The sequence below is a fragment of the Methylobacterium sp. PvR107 genome (genome assembly GCF_017833295.1).
Classification (GTDB): Bacteria; Pseudomonadota; Alphaproteobacteria; order Rhizobiales; family Beijerinckiaceae; genus Methylobacterium.
On record NZ_JAFIBW010000001.1, the window covers coordinates 2,012,900 to 2,030,341 of the forward strand.

Here is a 17,442-nt window from a genome sequence, read left to right on the forward strand (position 1 = left end):
CGCTACTCGGACACCATCTCGGGAAGCCACACGAAGAAGCCCGTCTCCTCGACGCCGTGGTAAAAGGCGACGCCGCCCTTCACGAGGCTGACGAACGCGGCTCGGAAGCCGGATTTCACCTTCTCCTCGGTCTCGCCTGGCATCACCTCGCCAGCGAATGCGGACCGGGCGACGTCCAGCGGGATCAGTCGGGCGCCCTTGCACAGGCGGCGATCGGCAGCGCGTTGCTCGTTGCTCGCCACATGCGACTTGGTGAGGGTCAGGCTCTTCAGCAGGCCGTAGAGCACCGTCGCCTGGGCCGGGAAGGTCGGCTTCTTTGCTGCCCGCTCACGGACCTGCTCAGGCTGGACCTCACGGGCTTCCGGCTCATTCAGGAACTGCGTGACGTCGGCCCGGTAGCCCAGCGTGACGATCCCGGTGCGCCCATGGCGGTTCTTCGCCACCACCACCTCGGCGACGCCCGCGATCTCCTTCATGCGGCGTTCCCAGGCCGCGAAGGCGTCCGTGCCCTCCTTGGGCTTGTTCCGCTCCTCGTAATACTCCTCCCGGTAGGTGAAGAGCACGTGGTCGGCATCCTGCTCAATCGATCCGGACTCGCGCAGGTCGGAGAGCATGGGCCGCTTGTCATCGCGCTGATCCACCTGCCGGCCGACCTGGGCCAGCGCGATGATCGGGACGTGAAGCTCCTTGGCGAGCCCCTTGAGGCCGTTCGAGATCTCGGTGACTTCCTGCGCGCGGTTAGGATCCCGCCGGTTCTCGCGGCCCTTGATGAGCTGCAGGTAGTCGACCACCAGCAACTCCAGGCCACGGCGCTTCTTCAGCGACCGGGCCTTGTTGGCGAGCTGCGCGATGGTCAGGCTGCCTGTCTCGTCTATGTGGAGCGGCAGCCCGCGCAGATCACGCGCGGTGTTCACCACCTTCTCCAGCTGCGTCTGCGTCATCTTCCGGCGCCGGATCCGCCAGGACTCAATGCCAGTCTCGGCCGCGATCATGCGGTCGAAGAGCTGCGTGTCTCCCATCTCGAGCGAGAAGAAGCCGACCACGCCGGTCTGCATCTGGTGCTTGATCCGACGGAGGTGCAGCTCCTTCGCCGTGGCGCCGGCGATGTTGAGCGCGAGGGCCGTCTTGCCCATCGCGGTTCTGCCGCCGACGATGATCAGGTCCGGCGCTTCCAGACCGCCCATGACCTCGTCGAGCGCTGGCAAGCCGGTGGAGAGCCCGCGGGGTTGCCCCTCGTTCTGCCAGTCGGTGCACATGCGCTCAATGGCGCTGTTCGCGACATCGTCGAAGGATCGGAACTCGGCCTGGCCCGACGCAGCCCGCGGCTTCAACTCCTCGATCTCGCTTTCGATCGCCGAGAAGAGCGAAGCTGTCGTGGCCTCGACCGGCGCGTCCTGCGCCATGCTGACGATGGTCTCTCCGAAGGCGATCAGCCGCCGACGCATCGCGGTGTCAGCCACCGTGCGCGCATAGTCTGGTGCGTTGATTACCGTGGTGGCGCCGGCGGCAAGCCTCGCGAGGTACGAGGTAACAGTTTGCCCGCCGAAGTTCTCGTCTCCGAGGTACGTCTTCAGCGTGATTGGGTTCGCGACTTGGCCCTTAGCGATCTGCGCGGCCACTACTTCCCAGATCTTCCGGTGAGACGGTTCGTGAAAGTGCTCCGCCTCCACCAAGGACGAGACCTTCCGGAAGGCGTCGTTGTTGATAAGCACGGCGCCGATCAGGGCCTGCTCCGCATCGATGTTCTGCGGGACGCGGCGGGTGGAATCGTCGATGTCCGAGAGCCGGGCTTGAAGGGCGCTCATGCCTTGACCTCGACCACCTGCACGCCGGCAGCGCGCGCCTTGCTGACCATGTCCGCCGTGCCTTTCCCGCCAGCGAAAGCGATCACGATGTCGGGCCGGCCCTCGGCCAGCATCTTCGCGTTCCGCAGGGGGCCCGCGGACTTGCCGTGCTTCTTCCACTTGGCCGGGAAGGCGAGCGCGGGCACGTCGTGGCGCTCCGCCCAGCGCGCAGCCACGGAATCGGCACCGGGCGCCGCCCCGTGGATGATCACGTGCGTGCCGCTGTCGCTGAGGTACGGGGACAGGGCGACGGCGAGCACCCGGCGCTCTTGCTCCGCCCGGGCGCGCTCAGCTTCCAACTCCTCGGGCGGGGTGTCGGGCAGGACGATGCCGAACGTGCGGCCTCCGCAGATCAAGACGCGCGTCATGCCGGTGCCCCGTCGAGGAGAGGAGCGTCAGCCAGAACGCCGTAACGGGCAGCATCATCGGGGCGGGTGAAGCGCTGCTTCGCGCCCGGCGGGATCCAGCGGAAGTCGACGCCGCCGCGGGTGCGCTCGCCCTTCAACCAGATGACCCAGCAGTAATCGGTGGCCGTGCTGGCATCCGGATCAAAACGGCCCTTCACGATCGCGCAGCGCTCGGAGAACTGCCAGATGTACGTCGGCGGGTGCGGGTTGAAGAGATCGCGGAATCGGCCGGTGCTCGAGATCCACGAGGTGCGCACCAGCAGCGCCACCCCCTCCCGTGCGAATGCGAGCCCACGAAGGGCGAACTGCATCGCGGTGTTGAAGGGCGGGTTGGTGATGATCCAGTCGACGAGGCTGATGGAGAGGGCTGGATCGAGAAAATCGACCACGTCGTAGCCGCGGCCGTAGTCGAACACGTCCGACGCGACGCAGTAGCTGAAGGCCTCGTTGAGGGGCCCGACCATGTGGCCTTCGCCGGCGGCCGGGTCCCAGGCCACGCGCAGGTTGAGCTTGGGCTCGACCATCTTCTCGAGCGCATCGGTGAGCGCGCGGGTGGCCCAAGGCGGCGTCGGGAAGAAGTCGAGGCTGTCCGGCGGCTCGCGGCGGCCGGCCATGACGTTGCGGGCGTCGCGAGGCTTCATGCTGCCACCTTCAGCAGCACAGGCTTCGCGCTCAGAGCGATCCGCACCGTCTCCTTGTTGCACCCAAGGAGATCAGCGATCTCCATGGTGCGCATCTCAGGACAGGCGGCTGCGACCGAGCGCACGCGCCGCGTCATGACCCCGTTGTTGCGCGAGGCCGAGGACGTGAACCGGCCCACGAGATCGAGAAACCACGACTTATCGCGTTCGAGAGCCGCCAGCATGAAGGCGCTGGAATGCTCGATGGCGAACCGAGCGATATCCATCTCGTTGATCCGGAAGCCGTGAGCGTAGCCCTCGACCTTCTCGGCGATCAGCCAGCCCTTCCGGATCCAGCCGTGCACCCGGCCGCTCGACACGCCGAACAGATCGGCGACGTCCTGAGCGGACATGCGCTGATCTTCATCCCGCGGACGCCGGAACTTGGTGAGGTGCTCCTGCACGCGCCGTACGGAGCCGCGCCAGCCTTGCGCCCGAAGCCTCGTCGCCAGGGTAGGTGCACCCATATGCGAGTTCTCGGCGATGAACGCGATCTGGGCAGCGGTGAAGCCAAAATTCGTGTCCTCGCGCAGGGATAGACCCAGGACACCGGCCCGCTTCGATACCCACTGCTTTGTCCGGCCGACCGCCTTCGCAGCGCGGCCGCACGCTCCCCATTTCCCTTCGGAGTAGGCGCGCCGGATGATCGCGTCGATTTGCGGCGAGGTCGGGATCACGACGGAAGCACGGGCTCGCGTGACACCGAGCTCTCCCGCCTTCATGCGGGTCGCCTCGACCGAACGCCCTGTCTGTTCGGCGCACCACCGCGAGCCCTTAACCGTGTAGTGATCGCGGAGGATCTGCTCGTGCTCTTTCGACCATGACGGCATCAGGCCTGCCCTCCGATCGCTCGGATCCGGACGCCGTAGCCTTTGTGGTGGTGGAGCTCGATGCCGATCTTAGCGAGCGCGGCCGTCCACATCGGGATCAGGTTGATGCAGACCTTCGGGTCGAGACCGCCATGCCGGGCCATGGCCTCCAGACCGTAGAGCTGGCCGTCGGCTACGATGCCGAACGCCTTGGCGATCTCCTTCGAGGTCCGCCACACATTGAGCGGCCCGTGCACCTCAGCGCCTCGGATCGCGATCAGCTTGCCGGCCGGGATCTCGACTTGGCCGACCGGGATAGCGGGGGCCGGCGTCACCGGCTTTGCTGAATCCGCAACGTCGCGCGGCGTCGGCTGCGCAGAAACCGCTGCGATCCTGGCGTCGCGCTTCGCATCGCCATCCTTGACGCGCTGATCGCCTGCCTTGCGGCCTAGCGAAATCCAGCCGCCAACGCTGCCCTCGGGCGCACCCGTGCGCTTCGCCAGATCCTTCGTCGTCAGACCTTCGGCCGCGAATAGGTCGAGGACTCGATCTTTCACCGACCGCGTGTCGCTGAGGACCTGCGCAGGCGGCTTCAGCGGTCCGCCATCCTGCACAAGGCCGCCACTCGTGTCGCGCACCTCCGGCTCACTTCGAGGCATGCGCGGACCGTCCGCCGCCGGGGCGGTATCGGCTGAGGCTGCGCTCGCGCCCCCCGCCCCGGCTGACGTGACGCATTCCCTGGATTGGCCGGTGGTCGAGACCCTGCCCACTCCCTCGACCGCCGCTTCATCCTGGGCTTTCCCGGCTCGAACGGGCGTCGCTGCGTCCTGCGTTGACGGGCCCTTGAGTGAGGGAGGGGCAGCTTGTGTGGCCGGCGGGATGTGCTCGGCCGAATTCCTGATGGTGTCCGCAGTCGCTTCCAGCCGCCCGCGCACGGTGCCGAGGCGCTCGCGGAGATGCTTCAGGTCAGCACCAGGCGGGATGGTCGCGGTGGTACACGACAGGTCGCGGATGATCCTGCTGACCCGGGTCGAAAGCTCCGCGTTCCGCACCTGCATGTCGGCCAGTTCGGCGGAGATGCAGGCCAATTCGGTGATGATGGCGCTGCGGGTATGCGCCGGCTCGGTCTGTGACACAGGGGTGGCCCTCACAATCGAGGTGGTCCTGATGGGGGAGCACGCTCAGAGGAGCGTGCGGATCTCGTCCATGTTGTCCCGCAGGAACTCGAGGCTGGTCATCGCCGCGCGGAGACCGGGCAGACTGGCCGCCGTGCAACCGGTGTCCGGCGGGACCGTCTTTCCTTCGCGCTGCAGCTCGGTCCGGCGATCGATCCACGCTTGGCGATTGACGATGACCCCTTGGATCTCGTCGATCTGCTGCTGCAGCGTGGGATAGTCGTCGGCCACGGCGCTACGCCGCGGCGCGACCAGCCATCGCGCCCGGCCGCCCCAGGCCGATGCTCTTCGCCAAGGCGGAGCGCTGCGCGGCATAGCTCGGCGCCGTCATCGGGTAGTCATCCGGCAGACCGAAGCGGGCGCGGTAGGCGCGGGGCTCCAGGCCGTGAGCGGAGAGGTGCCGCTTCAGGGTCTTGTAGGACCTGCCGTCAATGAAGCTGATCAGTGCGTCGGGCGTGATCGACTTCTTGATCTGCGCGGGCGTCAGCTTCTCGGTGCTCTCCGGAGAAGGCACCGCGGTCGCGCCGGAGACGAGCCCCACGAGCGTACCGTGAACGGATCGGATCAACCCAGGCAGGTCGCTCGCCGCGACGTGGTTTCCGCGAACGTAGGAGGCGACGATGTTCGCGGTGTAGTCGATCGCCGTGTCGATGCCTGGTGTCAGGTGGTGGGTCGCTTCGGACATGGTGCTCTCCTGGGAATAGAGCGGTGGGTGAAGGGTCAGGCGAGCACGCGCTCGCCGTGCATGTGCAGCTCGCGTGGGACGTGGCGGCCGCGCACGGCGCAGGCCCAATCCCAGAGCGCGAGCGCGTCGCAGATGTTGTCGTCCTTGAAGCCGGGCGGCACGTAGCCGAGGGCCACGCACTGCGCGATCACAGCAGCCTTGGTGTCTTTCGGAGAGCCCCACCGAGCCTTGCCGGTGAAGTGCTTCCGCACCGTCTGCATGTTTGCGGGAAGCACCTCGATGCCGTAACACTCAGCGACGCCCTGGAGGCCGCCGACGGCGCGCTGCGGGATGCAGATGCTCTCGATGCTCCGCCGGATCGGATCTGCCCGGTCCCCGGCGCCTTGGTTCTGGTAGGGCGGGATTGGCGACTCGAAGACGATCAGCTCCGGGCGGGTATCCGCGAGGAAGCAGAGGTCACGGATCTTCTTGCCCATGGCGCCGCCCACGACGTCGTAGTGCTCCGAAGGCTTCTTCAGCCTCCAGAGATCCGTGCGCGGCTTCGACCCCGGCTCACCGAAGGCGAAGCCCGTGCACGTCGCGATGTCGAGGGCGGCGATCAGCATGGCGACCTCAGTGGATCGCGTCGGGGCCGAGACCGCGGTGGACCGCGTTGCGACGCGGGGCCGGCGGCGGGAGCTCGTCCTGAAGCGGCTCGGCAGCCTTCTGCTGGGCGCGCGCCGGGGCTGCCGGCGGTAACTCGTCGCTGGCTGGCTTGGCCGCCTGCTCGCGGATGTGCGCCTCGGATTCGGCGTTGCCCTCGCGTAGCGCGCCGGTGATCTCGCCGGGCTTGGCCTCCGGCAGTTCGGCGACCGGGTCGGCAGCGGTCTCGGGTGTGGCGGCCCGGGCAGCGTCGAGCACGGCCTGGGCCTCAACCATGGCCTTCGGCTTCCGCCCCTTGCCGGACCATTTCGCACTCGCCTCCTCAAACCGGGCGAGCGCCTCGTCGAGCGGGATGCCGGGGGTCGGCACGTGCGCTGGCGGCTGGTCGGCTTTCGCCTCTACCGGCTTCGGCTGCGCATCCTTGCCGCCCTGCTGCTCACCGGTCCGGGTGTTGTCGAAGACGCTGCCCTGATCGTCCGACTGCTGGCCAGCCGTGGCTTCCGCCTCCTGCGCTAGAGAGACCAGGTCCTTGTCGACGTATCCGACGTCCTTCGACAGCAGACCGACTTGAGTGATGACGGCGGCGCGGTCACCAGCGGCCGAGATCTTGTCGAGGATCTTCATGATCTGCGTGGTCGCCTTCGCCACGCCGTGGACCTTGTGCAGCCGCTTGAGCTGCTCCTTGACGCCCGCCTCCTCGCGAGCGTCGGCCACGAGTTCCTTCTCGCGATCCTGGCGGCTGTACAGCTCGTTCAGCGCGTCGCGCCGATCCTCGCTCTTCGCCGGCATCATCAGGCAGGCATTCGCGATGCCGATCCTGATTTCTTCGTTGGCGGACGGGTTGGCCATGTGCGCTCTCCTCGGTCGTGCGCTTGGGGGGACGGCGGTCAGAAGGGTTCGTCGCTGGCCGCGCGCAGCTCACACCGGCGGGCGAGGCGTGCGGCCGGGAGCGCGATGCCGCGAGCGGGCAGGTTGAATAGCCAGGAGACGCCGCGAAGCGCGGACGCAGAGAGCAGCAGCAGCCATTTCACGATGGGCTCCTATGGGCCGCGGAGAGCGGCGAGTTCGGATTGGACGGCGGCCAGTTGCGCCTCGAGCGCGGACTGCCGGGAAAGGCGATGTGCCTCGGCGACCCACGACGGCGCCGCCTCGCGCATGATCTCGACGAGGAAGTCGGCCTCGTAGGCGACCATCAAATCGAGCAGAAACACGCCGCTCGGCATGGAGCACCGCTCCAGAAGCTTCTGCACGGTCTCGACGTTGTGCCCGGTCCGCTGGGCGACGTGCTTGGCGGTGTTCGTTGGGTGCTGGCGTCGTAGATAAGCGACCACACGTTCGGCGACTTCGGTCCGCTCCGTGGCGGACATCTGTCGGTTCGGTCGGGATTGTTGCGGCATCGACTTCCCTGATGGTGAGGAAGTCGAAGCCGAGGGGCGCTGGGAACGCACCGAAGCCGAAGCGATGGACCGGGCGGCGCTGGGAACGCCGAACGATCCGGATGAAGACGGAAGAGCAGACGAAGCCATCAGAGCGCAGCCGGGACAGCAGCGGAGGATAGCGAGGCAGGAACAGTGGAGACTGGAACGAGGGGGCGAGGCACATCGGAAGGCCAATCGACCCCGGCCGGCCAATTCTCGGAGAGCCAGCGGATCACACGGTCGTAGGTGCCGACAGTGAAGCCCTGGCCACCATCAACGACGCGATCGAAGAACGTGTTGTCGTTCAGCGCGCGCTTGCAGACGGTCTTCGGCGTGACGCCGGAATGCGCCTGGAAAAGCGCGGTGCACGTTCGGAGGTGCTGGCGAAGCGTCTGTTCCATGCTTCCGCATTATGCGGATGATCCCGCACTTTGCAAGCGGGAAGTTCCGTATCGCAATCCGCATTCGCAAAGCGGAATACTCCGCACATGACTCCACAGCAGGCAGATCATGCGCGTAACGTCCTCCGCGTTGAGATCGCGAAGGCAAAAACCAATCCGACAAAGCTCGCCTACGACATCGGCCGGAAGCGCGACTACGTTCGCGACTTCCTGAAGGGTCGGAAGGAGAGCCTCGGGGCCAGCGATTTCATCGAACTGGAGCGCGTCCTGGGGATCACCCGGGCACAGCTCCTCGGAGGATCGCCTGTGGACGAATTGACCCGTGTGCCGCTCGGACGTGAATTCGACGACGACGAGGTCTTCGACGACAGCGGCCAGATCATCTTAGCGACCCAGGCGAAGCAGAAGCTCGGACCAGGCGAGGTGCCTGAGCGTAATGTCATCGCCGGACTGGGCCAGGGTGGAATTGCCGATCCGGTGAATGTCGATGGGGAAGTGCTGGATGGCGTCCGTGCGATCTGGCGGCTGCCTGTGAGCTACCTGCGCACCGAATTGCGAGCCCGTGAATCCGAGGTCGATATCGTTGCCGTTGACGGCGACTCGATGATCCCGACCCTTCAGCCGGGCGACCGGGTGCTGATCAATCGATCTCAGCGTGCTCCCTCGCCCGATGGCCTTTACGCGATCTTCGATGGCGTTGGTGTAGCGATCAAGCGCCTTGAATTGCTGACCGGCAGCAAGCCGCTGAAAATTCGCATCATCTCCGACAATTCGCAGCACGGATCGCACGACATTCTGGCCGAGGATCTGAGCATAATCGGCCGAGTTATCATGCGGATGTCGCGGCTCTGATGAACATCTCGTTTGTTTTTCTGTTCATTCTAAACATTATTGAGCCAATCGCACTCGCTATCTTTGCTCAACGTCGAGGACACGTGGGCTTTTTCTGGTTTGTAGCCATCTTCGCTGCTGCGGCAGCTTATACCTTATTTGTAGATGGCACCGTAGCGGATGATCCAAATTCCCTGATCGATCCATCCTTTTACGAGAATATCGGACAGTATCGCGAGCTTGGTGGGTTTGCCCTCGGAGCGTTTGTTTTACCCCTGATTGTTTTGCTCATTTTGTTCACATGGCCAAAGAACCGAGATTTAAGCCCGCCGAAAAGCTGATCTCGCGTAAACATGCCCTCAAATGGTGCGCCAGCACCTCGGGAGATCCAAGAGGGACTAGTTCCTCTTGGTCGGGGTGCGGGGCGGAAGCCCTGCCTTGGCGACGCCCGACCCGATTGCCGTCGGACCTCGCGGCGGTTCTCAGGCCCCCAACGATAGCCGTTCTGCGTTCCAACCCTGTAGTTATAGGTTAGCTCTCTGCCGCGTGCGCGCGCGTAGTTACGTCTCGCGCGCGCAGGGGTAGACCAGGGCTTGGAACCGGCTACGCTGTTGTGGTATTTAATTACCGCCAGCCGAGGAGCATCCCAAATGCACACGTTCGGTTGAGGCCCCCGCGCGACTCGTTCGCCGGGGGCTTTTCGTTTCAACCTGTGGATATCGGGAACAAAACAAAAACACTTTCCGCAAGTGCCTCCGCAGATTTTTCCGCATTTCCGCTTGACGTGCGGAAACTCCCGCACCTATGATCAGCCATCGCCGCTTTCCCAGGGCGCGAGGGCTTCATGATCCACGATCACCGACCACTTCCGGTCGAAGACGCATGGCAGCGCAGACAGCGTAGCCGGCAGGAACAGCACGAGGCCGCGCTCCAGCAGGACATTCATCGGGCCGGCCATCTCACGGCTTCGGCGCGCGCTGCTCTGGCTAAAAAGCAGAACCGGCTGGAGCACAGCCGATGATCGCCGGCAGCATCGCCTTCGCGGCTATTGGCGCCGCCCTTCTCGCCGTCCTCACGAGCGACCGGCGATGAGCGAGATTAGGAGCCTCGATCGTGAGGCCCACTCCCCGAATTCGGATAGCCGCGATTGTGCGGCGCCTCCGTTCCACCATGACTTCGAAGACTGGTGGGGCATGCTCGACGGTAAGCCGTCCTGCATCCCCGCCAGTCGCGTGTCGCTCGGTTTCTACGCCCGGCGCGAGTCCAGCGGCCCGCACATCGGCGTCGCCATCTGGCTGGGCGAGAACGACCGTCCGTGCGTGAAGCTCGGGAGCCGGGCTGCCTTCTCGCTGTCGACCGACGAGATCGAGGCGCAGTTCTCGGTCGAGCACCTGGCCTGGATGATGGCCGTGCCGGAGGAAGCCTACCGCGCGTGGGCCGCCACTGGCGAATGGCCTGAAGGGACTGTGCTGGACCGGCCGCGGCCGAAGGTTGAGCGCGCCAAGACCGCAGTGTCTGAGGACGTGCAGCCCGCTGAGAAGCAGCCGGCCGTGTTCATTCGGCTCTACCAGACAATCGATCCGCCCAAGACCAGCATGGCCTTCATGGCGCGGGCCATCGCGCGCTCAAAGGGCGGCGGCGAGGGCTTCAGCGTCGGCTTTTACGCGGACACCGCGTTCGGGGCTCAGAAGCTCGCAGAGATCTGGATCGCCGAGGAGCGCGCCAAGGCCGAACGTGCCGAGGCAGCGCGGCAAGCCAGAGCGGCAATCCGGCGCCGGCCCGCCACCCATTCCGATCAGCCCGAGACCGAGGGAGCGTCCGCGTGAACGCGCTTGTGCCGCAGAACGAGACCCGTACGCCGATGATGTCGGGCGGCCGGATCGCGCCGATCATCCCGCAGAGCATGGAGGACGCCTACCGACTCGGCACCGCCATCGTGAAGGCCGGCATGGCGCCACGCGGGATGGAGACCGCTGAGAAGTGCATGGTCGCGATCCTGCGCGGCCTCGAGGTCGGCCTGTCGCCCATGCAGGCGGTCGACAAGATCGCGGTGGTGAACGGCCGGCCCACGATCTGGGGCGACGGCGCGATGGCGCTGGTGCGCGCCTCCGGGCTCTGCGAGTTCGTGAAAGAGCGCATCGACGGCGAAGGCGATGGCCGAGTCGCCATCTGCGAGAGCAAGCGCAAGGGGGAAGTCGAGGCCGTTCGCCGGACCTTCTCGGTCTCGGAAGCGAAGGAGGCTGGCCTCTGGAACAAGCAGGGGCCGTGGAAGCAATTCCCCGCGCGCATGCTCCAGATGCGGGCCCGGGCGTTCGCGCTCCGCGATCTCTACGCAGACGTCCTGGGCGGACTTTACCTGCGCGAGGAGATTGAGGACGAGGGTCGCCCGGCACGCGCAGAGACCCCGCCTCCGGCCGAGCCACGCCGCCAGGTGCAGCAGCAGCCGGCAGCCCAGGTCATTGAGCACCAGCCTGCTGATCCGTCGGAGGCTCAGCGCAAGCTGGAGGAGGCCGAGGCTGCCGGCGCGCCTGATGACATCGTGTCGACCCTCGCGGCCGTCGTCGACGGCGAGGCCGAAGACGTCGTCACGAAGGAATCGCTGCTCACCGAGCTCGACGACAAGCTCTCGTATCAGGGCACGGTTGACGCGATCGAGGAGGCCTACACCGACTTCGACGCGGAGGCCTTGCTTTCCGATTACGAGGGCGGCGTCGAGGCGGCCCGGAAGCTGAAGGACCAGCACCTCGACCGCGTGCGCCAGGGTGGTGCGGCAGAGCCGGCCGCCAGCGACTTCCCGGGCGAAGCTTCGATCAAGCAGACATCCGGTGGGAAGCCGCTCGACCTGCCGCCGCCACCCGATCCGTTCGTCATCCCGACCGAGTTCAAGGGCGGCGGCCACTATCAGATCTTCATCCGCGCCGCCGCCACCGCAGCGAATGCGCCGGAGGACGAGGACCGGCTCCGGAAGATCTGGGCCGAGACCAAGCCCCAGCGCGTCGAGCTCGCTCAGCAGGGACAGATCGACAACACGGTGGTGAAGCTGCTGCTGGATGATCTCGGCGTCGCCTTCGCGCGGTGTCAGGCCGCCGCGCCACTCGCCGACGATCTGCCTCCGCCTGCGCCGACGCGCGCCGTCACACCGTCACCGGCCGCAGAGCCGCCTGACACCGGCGCCGAGGATCCGATCGCCGCCTACACGGCACGCCAGGAGCGTGAGCTCGCAGCGTGCGCCACAAAGCAGGACGTCGCGAAGTGGTGGGCTTCGACGGGCGACGACCGCGATCAGACCGGCGCCAACGACGCGCAGCGGATGGCCTGGAAGAGCGCCATGCAGCGCCGCAAGGGCGATCTGCCCGAAGGGGAGGCCTGAGCGATGGCTGAGCGCCTCGACGATCAAGGCCGGCCTTGGTCCGGCGACTATCACCGACAGCGGATCCTGACCCAGCGCATCCAGCGGGTGATCGACGGCAAGGAGTTCGTCGACATCATGGCCGCGCTGGGCACCGTGACGGCGAACCTCATCGCGGATCTGTCGACCGACGAGGCTGAGGCGATGCGTGGGCTGGCAGCCCACCACGGCGACCTGCAGTCGGTGGTGAAGCAGCGCTTCGCCCGCAAGACGGCGCACTGAGATGTCCTGGTCCCCTCAGCAGGACGCGGCCATCCGCGACGTCCAGGCGTGGCTCAAGGATCCGAGCGCACCGCAAGTGTTCCGGCTCTTCGGCTTCGCCGGCACCGGCAAGACGACGCTGGCCCGAGAACTGGCCGGCGACGTGCGGGGCAAGGTGCTCTTCGGCGCCTTCACAGGGAAGGCCGCGCTGGTGCTGCGCCGAAAGGGCTGCGCCAACGCCTCGACCATCCACTCCATGATCTACAAGCTGGACGAGGAGGACGAGCAGCGCTGGCAGCCGAAGTTCATCCTCAACCCGCTCTCGACCGTGAAGGGCGCCAAGCTCGTCGTGATCGACGAGTGCTCGATGGTTGGCGAGGAGCTCGCCCGGGACCTGCTGTCGTTCGGCGTGAAGGTCCTGGTGCTGGGCGACCCGGCGCAGCTCCCGCCGGTGAAGGATGCCGGCTTCTTCACGAACCGCGCTCCCGACGTGATGCTGACGGAGGTGCACCGGCAGGCCGCTGAGAACCCGATCATCCGCATGTCGATGGACATCCGGCAGGGGAAGCGGCTTCAGCCGGGCCAGTACGGCGACAGCCGAGTCATCAGCTCGGATGCGCTCGGCCGCAAGGCGGTGCTCAACGCCGGCATCGTGCTGGCCGGCCGCAACGCCACACGCCGCGATCTGAACGCCAAGATCCGCGCGCTGCACGGCTACGACAGCGCCCACCCGCTGCCGGGCGAGCGCCTCGTCTGCCTCCGGAACAACAAGGACAAGAAGCTGCTGAATGGAGGCCTCTGGGGCGTCCACTCCGTCCAGAAGATCAAGGAGGTCGGCGTCGAGCTGCTGGTCACATCCGACGACACGCCGGAGACCACCCCGACCGAGATCTATGTTCGCCATGAGTATTTCGCTGGTGCCGAGGAAGGCCTTTCCTGGGAGCAGCGCAAGTTCACGGATGAGTTCACTTACGGCTACTGCCTGACGGTTCATAAGAGCCAGGGCTCGCAGTGGGACGACGTGATCGTCTTCGACGAGAGCTCGACGTTCCGCGAGGACGCGAAACGCTGGCTCTACACGGGCATCACGCGCGCCGCTGAGCGCGTGACGGTTGTCGCATGACCCGCCGCGCCGCTCCCGCGATCATGATGCGGGTCGAGGCCCGCGGGTGCGTCCCGGCCTCCGGGAACGACGCCGAGGAATTCGCTCGGCTGAAGGTCGGCAGCTTCGTCGAGGTGCGACCGTACCGGGGCGAGCCGAGCAAGGCCCTCGCCGCTTGGTGGCTGCTGTGCAGTCGTACGGCAGATGCGATCGATGAGGCGCACACCAGCCGCTCAATCTCCAACCGGATCCTGCTCGACCTGAACATGGTGGAGACGGTTGCGCTGATCGGTGGCGAGCACCGCATCCCCATGAGCCTGACCGACTTCGATGACGAGCAGCTCTGGCGGCTGGTCGAGGCCGGCAAGCTCCACGTCGCGCAGGTGCTGATCCCCGGCGTCGACATCGATGCGCTCATGAAGAGCCGGAGGGCGCCATGAGCTGCACATGCCTCGTCGGCGCCCTGAGCCTGATCCTGGCCAACGGCCTGATCATTCACGGTCTCCTCGGCATTGCCGATCTCGGCTCCGTCGAGTGCGCCTGTAGTCGCTGCATCATCACGCGGTCGGTCGAGGTGAGCGGCGGCGTCTTCATGCTCACCGGCATCCTGGCAGTGATGGGAGGCTTTCTCTGATGGCCGCCCGTACGGAATTCGCCAAGGCGGTGAAGCGTGCTGCGCTCGACCGGTCGCGGTACGTCTGCGAGGCGGTCAACGACGCCGGCATTCGCTGCACGGTCGAGATCGGCCGCGGTAAGCCGGTCGAGTTCGACCACGTGCTGCCCGACTGGATGGGCGGTGAGGCGACGATCAAGAACTGCGCCGCGCTCTGCAAGGTCTGCCACAAGATCAAGACTGCGCTTGATGCCGCCGATCGCTCGCAGGCCAAGCGCAGATCCGACCGGCACAACGGCATCACCGGCCCGCACCGACGCCTCGTGAGCCGGGGGTTCTCTCCGCCTGTCGAGAAGCCTTCGCCATGCAGCACCCCATCGAAGCTCGCCGGCTTGCCCCGCAACACCTTCACGGAGCGCTCGCGATGAGCAGGATCACCTTCCTCATCCTCTGCACGGCTGACCTGTTCCGCGCCTCCGCCCCGGCGAGCGGCGAGGGAGCGGCGAGATGACGGTCCGCGCCTACTACAACGAGGTCGATGCCTATGCCGCTTCGATGGCTGGCTGCTCGTCGGCCGAGGCGGTGGCGGCGGCACCGATGCCCGCACCGGTCGAGCTGGGCGACGCATGAAGATCTGGGCGTGGCCGCGCGATGTCGCCCAGGCCGCGCTCATCCCCATCACCGAAGTCGCGGAGTAGCCCCATGGCCGAGTCCAGCACCATCACGCGCGAGATGATCGAGGCGGCCGCTGCGGCGATCGCCAATGCCCGGGGCGGCCGACGCGGAGCCCCCGAGATCCGCAACGTCCTCGAGATCCTGCCGCAGAAGCTGAAGGACGAGGTCCTTGAGGACGCCGAGGCCGCGCTGACCGCCGCCCTCGCGACGGGAGGCGCCCGATGAGTGCGCCTTTCACAGCCGCCGATCTCGCCGATTGCGCCGAGCGCGAGCTTGCGCAACGCCGCCGGGCCTATCCTCGGTGGGTCGAGGCCAAGCGTATGACCCAGGCGCTGGCCGACCGCCAGACTGCGCTCATGCAGGCGATCGCGCGCAAGCTCCGCGCGGAGGCCGATGCCGAGGGTGCGAAGGATGACCTATTCGGCCGGAGCAACGGCGTGCCGGCAGTGCGGTCGCAAGCTCCTGCGCAGAAGAAACGCTGCGAGCATCCACAAGCTCAGGCTGAATGCGAGCAGCCCGATCAACAAGCCGAGCTGCGTACCATCGGGGGTGTCGTGCCTGGAGAGGACCAGCAGGACTTCTCGGACAAACGTCATGCCGGAAAAAGCTGATCCGAGACCAGCAACAAAAGCCAGCAACTTAGACAAGGCGCCACGCAGCGCCAGCCGAATAGAGGCCGCCATCGGGCTCAACTCATACATTCAACTCAATTTTCAACCCACAGGTGCGCCAATGGTTGCCTACAGTTTTAAGATGCGCCCCGTGCCTCACGCCATGCAGGAGGCGCGGCTGTGACCGAGAGCCGGGCTCAAACGACGAACTTCAAACCAACTTTCCGACCGTCACGCCAGATCACCTTGCAGAGCTGGTCGAGAGCGAGGCCCGAGGAGATCAAGCGCAGCGTCTCCGGGGCCTCTGCGTCTAGATCGACCTCGATCATGGCGCCGCTTTTGCTGATATCCCAAACGAGGCAGTCGCAGCGCTCTTGCTGCTCGCCAAAGAAGATCTCCCCCGTCTTGAGGGCGTGGCTGCGGGGCACGTCTCTGAGTTCGTCGGGCATGTGGCGACTCCGGGATACTGAAAATCAAAATAGCCGCGGAGGCATTAAATCCTTATTAGTTTCCGGGACTGCTTTCGCCCCGGCCCACGCGCTCGACATCGCGGGGGCGGCATGAGTGCTCTAACCGAAGCTCTGGCAGATGCGCGCGCCGAGGTCGCCCGGCTGGAGCGGATCGCCGCCACCGCCACGTGCCGCGAGGTCGGCTGCGATATGCGGCACACCGGCGGCCGGAACTGCGGCTGCGAAGGCGGCTGTTGCAGCGTGCCGGTCTACGTCTGCGCCCGCTGCGGCGATTGCGATTACGGCGACAACGCCGAGGCGGTCGAGAAGCGTGCGCTCTGCGCTGCTGGCGCCCTGGATCAGGAGGGCTGGCTATGACGTCGCCCGCCACCGACCCCGGCCGCACAGCCTACGAAGCCCGCTTCGCCGACCATGGCCCGCGCGACTTCGACCCGTGGGACAGCCTGACGCCAGAGGTGAAGGCGATCTGGGCGCGGGTTGAGGCGGCGTGTCGGCCGCAATCGTCAGCCTCGGTCGCAGTCACCGATGACGATCAGGCGCTCCGGAAAGCCCTGACATTCGCCTGCAACGACCCCGGCCACTTCGTCGGGTTCAAGGGTGAGCGCAGCCTCGGCGAGTGGCAGGCGGACGCCATCATGCGGGGACCGCTTGCCGACTTCATCGCGGCCGAGGCTCGCACCGGCTCCGACTACGCCGACGCCATGGACGCGCGCATGGCCGACGCGATGCACATGGGCACTCTGCTCGTCGCCTTGACGGTGCTGGCCGAGTGCAGGATCAGCAGCGGGCTGCACTACGTCCGGAAGTGGTTTGCCGACGGCGCGACGGGGCCGATCCCGTGGCCGGACGGGACGATGTTCGCCGCCTGGGCCGCCGAGCACGACATCTACGACTGCAACGGCGCGATGGGCTTCCGGCGGGGCGACCGCGGGAGGGCCGCATGACGCTGCTCGACCGCATCGGCCTAACGCTCTGGCTTTTCATCGCCGGTATGTCGCTGCTGACCGATCATCCGACGCACGCCGGGTTCTGCCTGCTTGGCGCAGCCTTCATGGCATTCCCGGACGAGATCGGGCGAGCGCTGTTCGGCAAAGGGAGGCGCGAATGAGCGCAGAACGGGACCAGCAGCTCGCCGAGGCGCTCAACTACCTGCGCATGCCGGAGGTCACCAACGGCAAGTATGCGGTCGTGCCGGTGAAGGGCGACCGCGCAGCCGTCGCCGTCATTGAGGCGACGATCGCCGAGATGCGGGCTGAAATCGCCGAGGCTGAGCAAGCCGCTGAAGCGATGCGCGAGGCATGCGCCAAGTTCGTCGAGCGCGACCGACGGTCCGATCTCGCCAAGCGGCAGGGCTACTTTCCGAAGTGGCAAGGCTACGCGCGTGAGCTGGCCGCAGGCATCCGTGCGCTGCCTGTTCACGCCGGGCTGAAGGAGAAGGGAGGGGGCAGTGCCGCGTAGCGTTCCCCGCG

Annotated in this window: 30 protein-coding genes; 16 read left to right on the forward strand and 14 right to left on the reverse strand. The window is 66.4% G+C overall.

Features of this window, described 5'->3' with window-relative positions:
* Positions 1 to 2: 2 nt before the first annotated feature.
* From JOE48_RS09430 to JOE48_RS09485, 12 genes are all read right to left on the reverse strand, one after another.
* A complete protein-coding gene (locus tag JOE48_RS09430; protein WP_210029374.1) occupies positions 3 to 1,805 on the reverse strand; it encodes a replicative DNA helicase in 1,803 nt (600 codons plus the stop codon).
* Positions 1,802 to 2,212, reverse strand: coding sequence for a DUF2493 domain-containing protein (locus tag JOE48_RS09435; protein WP_210029375.1), 411 nt, complete (start codon positions 2,210 to 2,212; stop codon positions 1,802 to 1,804). Before JOE48_RS09435 ends, JOE48_RS09430 begins: the two co-directional genes overlap by 4 nt.
* Positions 2,209 to 2,865, reverse strand: coding sequence for an SAM-dependent DNA methyltransferase (locus JOE48_RS09440; RefSeq protein ID WP_245252777.1), 657 nt, complete (start codon positions 2,863 to 2,865; stop codon positions 2,209 to 2,211). The genes JOE48_RS09435 and JOE48_RS09440 overlap by 4 nt, the downstream gene beginning before the upstream one ends.
* Before the next feature lie 23 nt (positions 2,866 to 2,888).
* Positions 2,889 to 3,761, reverse strand: a complete 873-nt coding sequence (locus JOE48_RS09445) for a hypothetical protein (protein WP_210029378.1) — start codon at positions 3,759 to 3,761, stop codon at positions 2,889 to 2,891.
* Positions 3,761 to 4,792, reverse strand: a complete 1,032-nt coding sequence (locus tag JOE48_RS09450) for a hypothetical protein (RefSeq protein WP_210029379.1) — start codon at positions 4,790 to 4,792, stop codon at positions 3,761 to 3,763. Before JOE48_RS09450 ends, JOE48_RS09445 begins: the two co-directional genes overlap by 1 nt.
* Before the next feature lie 129 nt (positions 4,793 to 4,921).
* A complete protein-coding gene (locus JOE48_RS09455; protein WP_210029380.1) occupies positions 4,922 to 5,146 on the reverse strand; it encodes a hypothetical protein in 225 nt (74 codons plus the stop codon).
* Positions 5,147 to 5,150: 4 nt separating this feature from the next.
* Complete coding sequence (locus JOE48_RS09460) at positions 5,151 to 5,600, reverse strand: MucR family transcriptional regulator (RefSeq protein WP_210029381.1); 450 nt, start codon at positions 5,598 to 5,600, stop codon at positions 5,151 to 5,153.
* 35 nt (positions 5,601 to 5,635) lie between these two features.
* The gene (locus tag JOE48_RS09465) at positions 5,636 to 6,205 is read right to left on the reverse strand and encodes a hypothetical protein (protein WP_210029382.1); all 570 of its coding nucleotides are present in this window, start codon (positions 6,203 to 6,205) and stop codon (positions 5,636 to 5,638) included.
* A gap of 7 nt (positions 6,206 to 6,212) precedes the next feature.
* Positions 6,213 to 7,091 carry a hypothetical protein gene (locus JOE48_RS09470; protein WP_210029383.1) on the reverse strand — a complete coding sequence of 293 codons (879 nt, stop codon included), beginning with the start codon at positions 7,089 to 7,091 and terminating at the stop codon, positions 6,213 to 6,215.
* 38 nt (positions 7,092 to 7,129) lie between these two features.
* Positions 7,130 to 7,273 (reverse strand): hypothetical protein, encoded by a 144-nt coding sequence (locus JOE48_RS09475; RefSeq protein ID WP_210029384.1) that lies wholly within the window; start codon positions 7,271 to 7,273, stop codon positions 7,130 to 7,132.
* A gap of 9 nt (positions 7,274 to 7,282) precedes the next feature.
* Positions 7,283 to 7,609: a hypothetical protein gene (locus JOE48_RS09480; protein WP_210029385.1), complete on the reverse strand. Its 327-nt coding sequence runs from the start codon at positions 7,607 to 7,609 to the stop codon at positions 7,283 to 7,285.
* A 158-nt stretch (positions 7,610 to 7,767) separates the two neighbouring features.
* Entirely contained in the window at positions 7,768 to 8,061 is a 294-nt protein-coding gene (locus JOE48_RS09485) for a hypothetical protein (RefSeq protein ID WP_210029386.1), read from the reverse strand.
* An 87-nt stretch (positions 8,062 to 8,148) separates the two neighbouring features.
* On the opposite strand from JOE48_RS09485, the gene JOE48_RS09490 reads away from it, so the two are divergent.
* The gene (locus tag JOE48_RS09490) at positions 8,149 to 8,913 is read left to right on the forward strand and encodes a helix-turn-helix transcriptional regulator (RefSeq protein ID WP_210029388.1); all 765 of its coding nucleotides are present in this window, start codon (positions 8,149 to 8,151) and stop codon (positions 8,911 to 8,913) included.
* Positions 8,913 to 9,233: a hypothetical protein gene (locus JOE48_RS09495; protein ID WP_210029390.1), complete on the forward strand. Its 321-nt coding sequence runs from the start codon at positions 8,913 to 8,915 to the stop codon at positions 9,231 to 9,233. The genes JOE48_RS09490 and JOE48_RS09495 overlap by 1 nt, the downstream gene beginning before the upstream one ends.
* Positions 9,234 to 9,700: 467 nt before the next feature.
* On the opposite strand, the gene JOE48_RS09500 is transcribed toward JOE48_RS09495, so the two are convergent.
* Positions 9,701 to 9,850 (reverse strand): hypothetical protein, encoded by a 150-nt coding sequence (locus tag JOE48_RS09500; protein WP_210029392.1) that lies wholly within the window; start codon positions 9,848 to 9,850, stop codon positions 9,701 to 9,703.
* A gap of 130 nt (positions 9,851 to 9,980) precedes the next feature.
* Here JOE48_RS09500 and JOE48_RS09505 point away from each other — a divergent pair, with 130 nt between their 5' ends.
* From JOE48_RS09505 to JOE48_RS09545, 10 genes are all read left to right on the forward strand, one after another.
* A complete protein-coding gene (locus JOE48_RS09505; protein ID WP_210029394.1) occupies positions 9,981 to 10,718 on the forward strand; it encodes a hypothetical protein in 738 nt (245 codons plus the stop codon).
* The gene (locus tag JOE48_RS09510; RefSeq protein ID WP_210029396.1) at positions 10,715 to 12,262 is read left to right on the forward strand and encodes a recombinase RecT; all 1,548 of its coding nucleotides are present in this window, start codon (positions 10,715 to 10,717) and stop codon (positions 12,260 to 12,262) included. The genes JOE48_RS09505 and JOE48_RS09510 overlap by 4 nt, the downstream gene beginning before the upstream one ends.
* 3 nt (positions 12,263 to 12,265) lie before the next feature.
* Positions 12,266 to 12,523, forward strand: a complete 258-nt coding sequence (locus tag JOE48_RS09515) for a hypothetical protein (protein ID WP_210029397.1) — start codon at positions 12,266 to 12,268, stop codon at positions 12,521 to 12,523.
* A gap of 1 nt (position 12,524) precedes the next feature.
* Positions 12,525 to 13,625: an ATP-dependent RecD-like DNA helicase gene (locus JOE48_RS09520; protein WP_210029398.1), complete on the forward strand. Its 1,101-nt coding sequence runs from the start codon at positions 12,525 to 12,527 to the stop codon at positions 13,623 to 13,625.
* The gene (locus JOE48_RS09525) at positions 13,622 to 14,044 is read left to right on the forward strand and encodes a hypothetical protein (RefSeq protein WP_210029399.1); all 423 of its coding nucleotides are present in this window, start codon (positions 13,622 to 13,624) and stop codon (positions 14,042 to 14,044) included. The genes JOE48_RS09520 and JOE48_RS09525 overlap by 4 nt, the downstream gene beginning before the upstream one ends.
* Positions 14,041 to 14,238, forward strand: a complete 198-nt coding sequence (locus tag JOE48_RS09530; protein ID WP_210029400.1) for a hypothetical protein — start codon at positions 14,041 to 14,043, stop codon at positions 14,236 to 14,238. Before JOE48_RS09525 ends, JOE48_RS09530 begins: the two co-directional genes overlap by 4 nt.
* Positions 14,238 to 14,645: an HNH endonuclease gene (locus JOE48_RS09535; RefSeq protein ID WP_210029401.1), complete on the forward strand. Its 408-nt coding sequence runs from the start codon at positions 14,238 to 14,240 to the stop codon at positions 14,643 to 14,645. Before JOE48_RS09530 ends, JOE48_RS09535 begins: the two co-directional genes overlap by 1 nt.
* Positions 14,646 to 14,724: 79 nt before the next feature.
* Positions 14,725 to 14,847 carry a hypothetical protein gene (locus tag JOE48_RS30800; protein ID WP_280921308.1) on the forward strand — a complete coding sequence of 41 codons (123 nt, stop codon included), beginning with the start codon at positions 14,725 to 14,727 and terminating at the stop codon, positions 14,845 to 14,847.
* 72 nt (positions 14,848 to 14,919) lie between these two features.
* Positions 14,920 to 15,117: a hypothetical protein gene (locus JOE48_RS09540; protein WP_210029402.1), complete on the forward strand. Its 198-nt coding sequence runs from the start codon at positions 14,920 to 14,922 to the stop codon at positions 15,115 to 15,117.
* Positions 15,114 to 15,503: a hypothetical protein gene (locus tag JOE48_RS09545; RefSeq protein ID WP_210029403.1), complete on the forward strand. Its 390-nt coding sequence runs from the start codon at positions 15,114 to 15,116 to the stop codon at positions 15,501 to 15,503. Before JOE48_RS09540 ends, JOE48_RS09545 begins: the two co-directional genes overlap by 4 nt.
* A 197-nt stretch (positions 15,504 to 15,700) precedes the next feature.
* On the opposite strand, the gene JOE48_RS09550 is transcribed toward JOE48_RS09545, so the two are convergent.
* On the reverse strand, positions 15,701 to 15,952 hold the full coding sequence (locus tag JOE48_RS09550; RefSeq protein WP_210029405.1) for a PilZ domain-containing protein: 252 nt from the start codon (positions 15,950 to 15,952) through the stop codon (positions 15,701 to 15,703).
* Between the two features lie 111 nt (positions 15,953 to 16,063).
* On the opposite strand from JOE48_RS09550, the gene JOE48_RS09555 reads away from it, so the two are divergent.
* The 4 genes from JOE48_RS09555 to JOE48_RS09570 are packed head-to-tail and all read left to right on the forward strand — an operon-like array spanning position 16,064 to position 17,431.
* Positions 16,064 to 16,330 carry a hypothetical protein gene (locus JOE48_RS09555; protein WP_210029407.1) on the forward strand — a complete coding sequence of 89 codons (267 nt, stop codon included), beginning with the start codon at positions 16,064 to 16,066 and terminating at the stop codon, positions 16,328 to 16,330.
* On the forward strand, positions 16,327 to 16,917 hold the full coding sequence (locus JOE48_RS09560) for a hypothetical protein (protein ID WP_210029408.1): 591 nt from the start codon (positions 16,327 to 16,329) through the stop codon (positions 16,915 to 16,917). The genes JOE48_RS09555 and JOE48_RS09560 overlap by 4 nt, the downstream gene beginning before the upstream one ends.
* Complete coding sequence (locus JOE48_RS09565; protein ID WP_210029409.1) at positions 16,914 to 17,081, forward strand: hypothetical protein; 168 nt, start codon at positions 16,914 to 16,916, stop codon at positions 17,079 to 17,081. Before JOE48_RS09560 ends, JOE48_RS09565 begins: the two co-directional genes overlap by 4 nt.
* Positions 17,078 to 17,431 (forward strand): hypothetical protein, encoded by a 354-nt coding sequence (locus tag JOE48_RS09570; protein ID WP_210029410.1) that lies wholly within the window; start codon positions 17,078 to 17,080, stop codon positions 17,429 to 17,431. Before JOE48_RS09565 ends, JOE48_RS09570 begins: the two co-directional genes overlap by 4 nt.
* Positions 17,432 to 17,442: the final 11 nt, after the last annotated feature.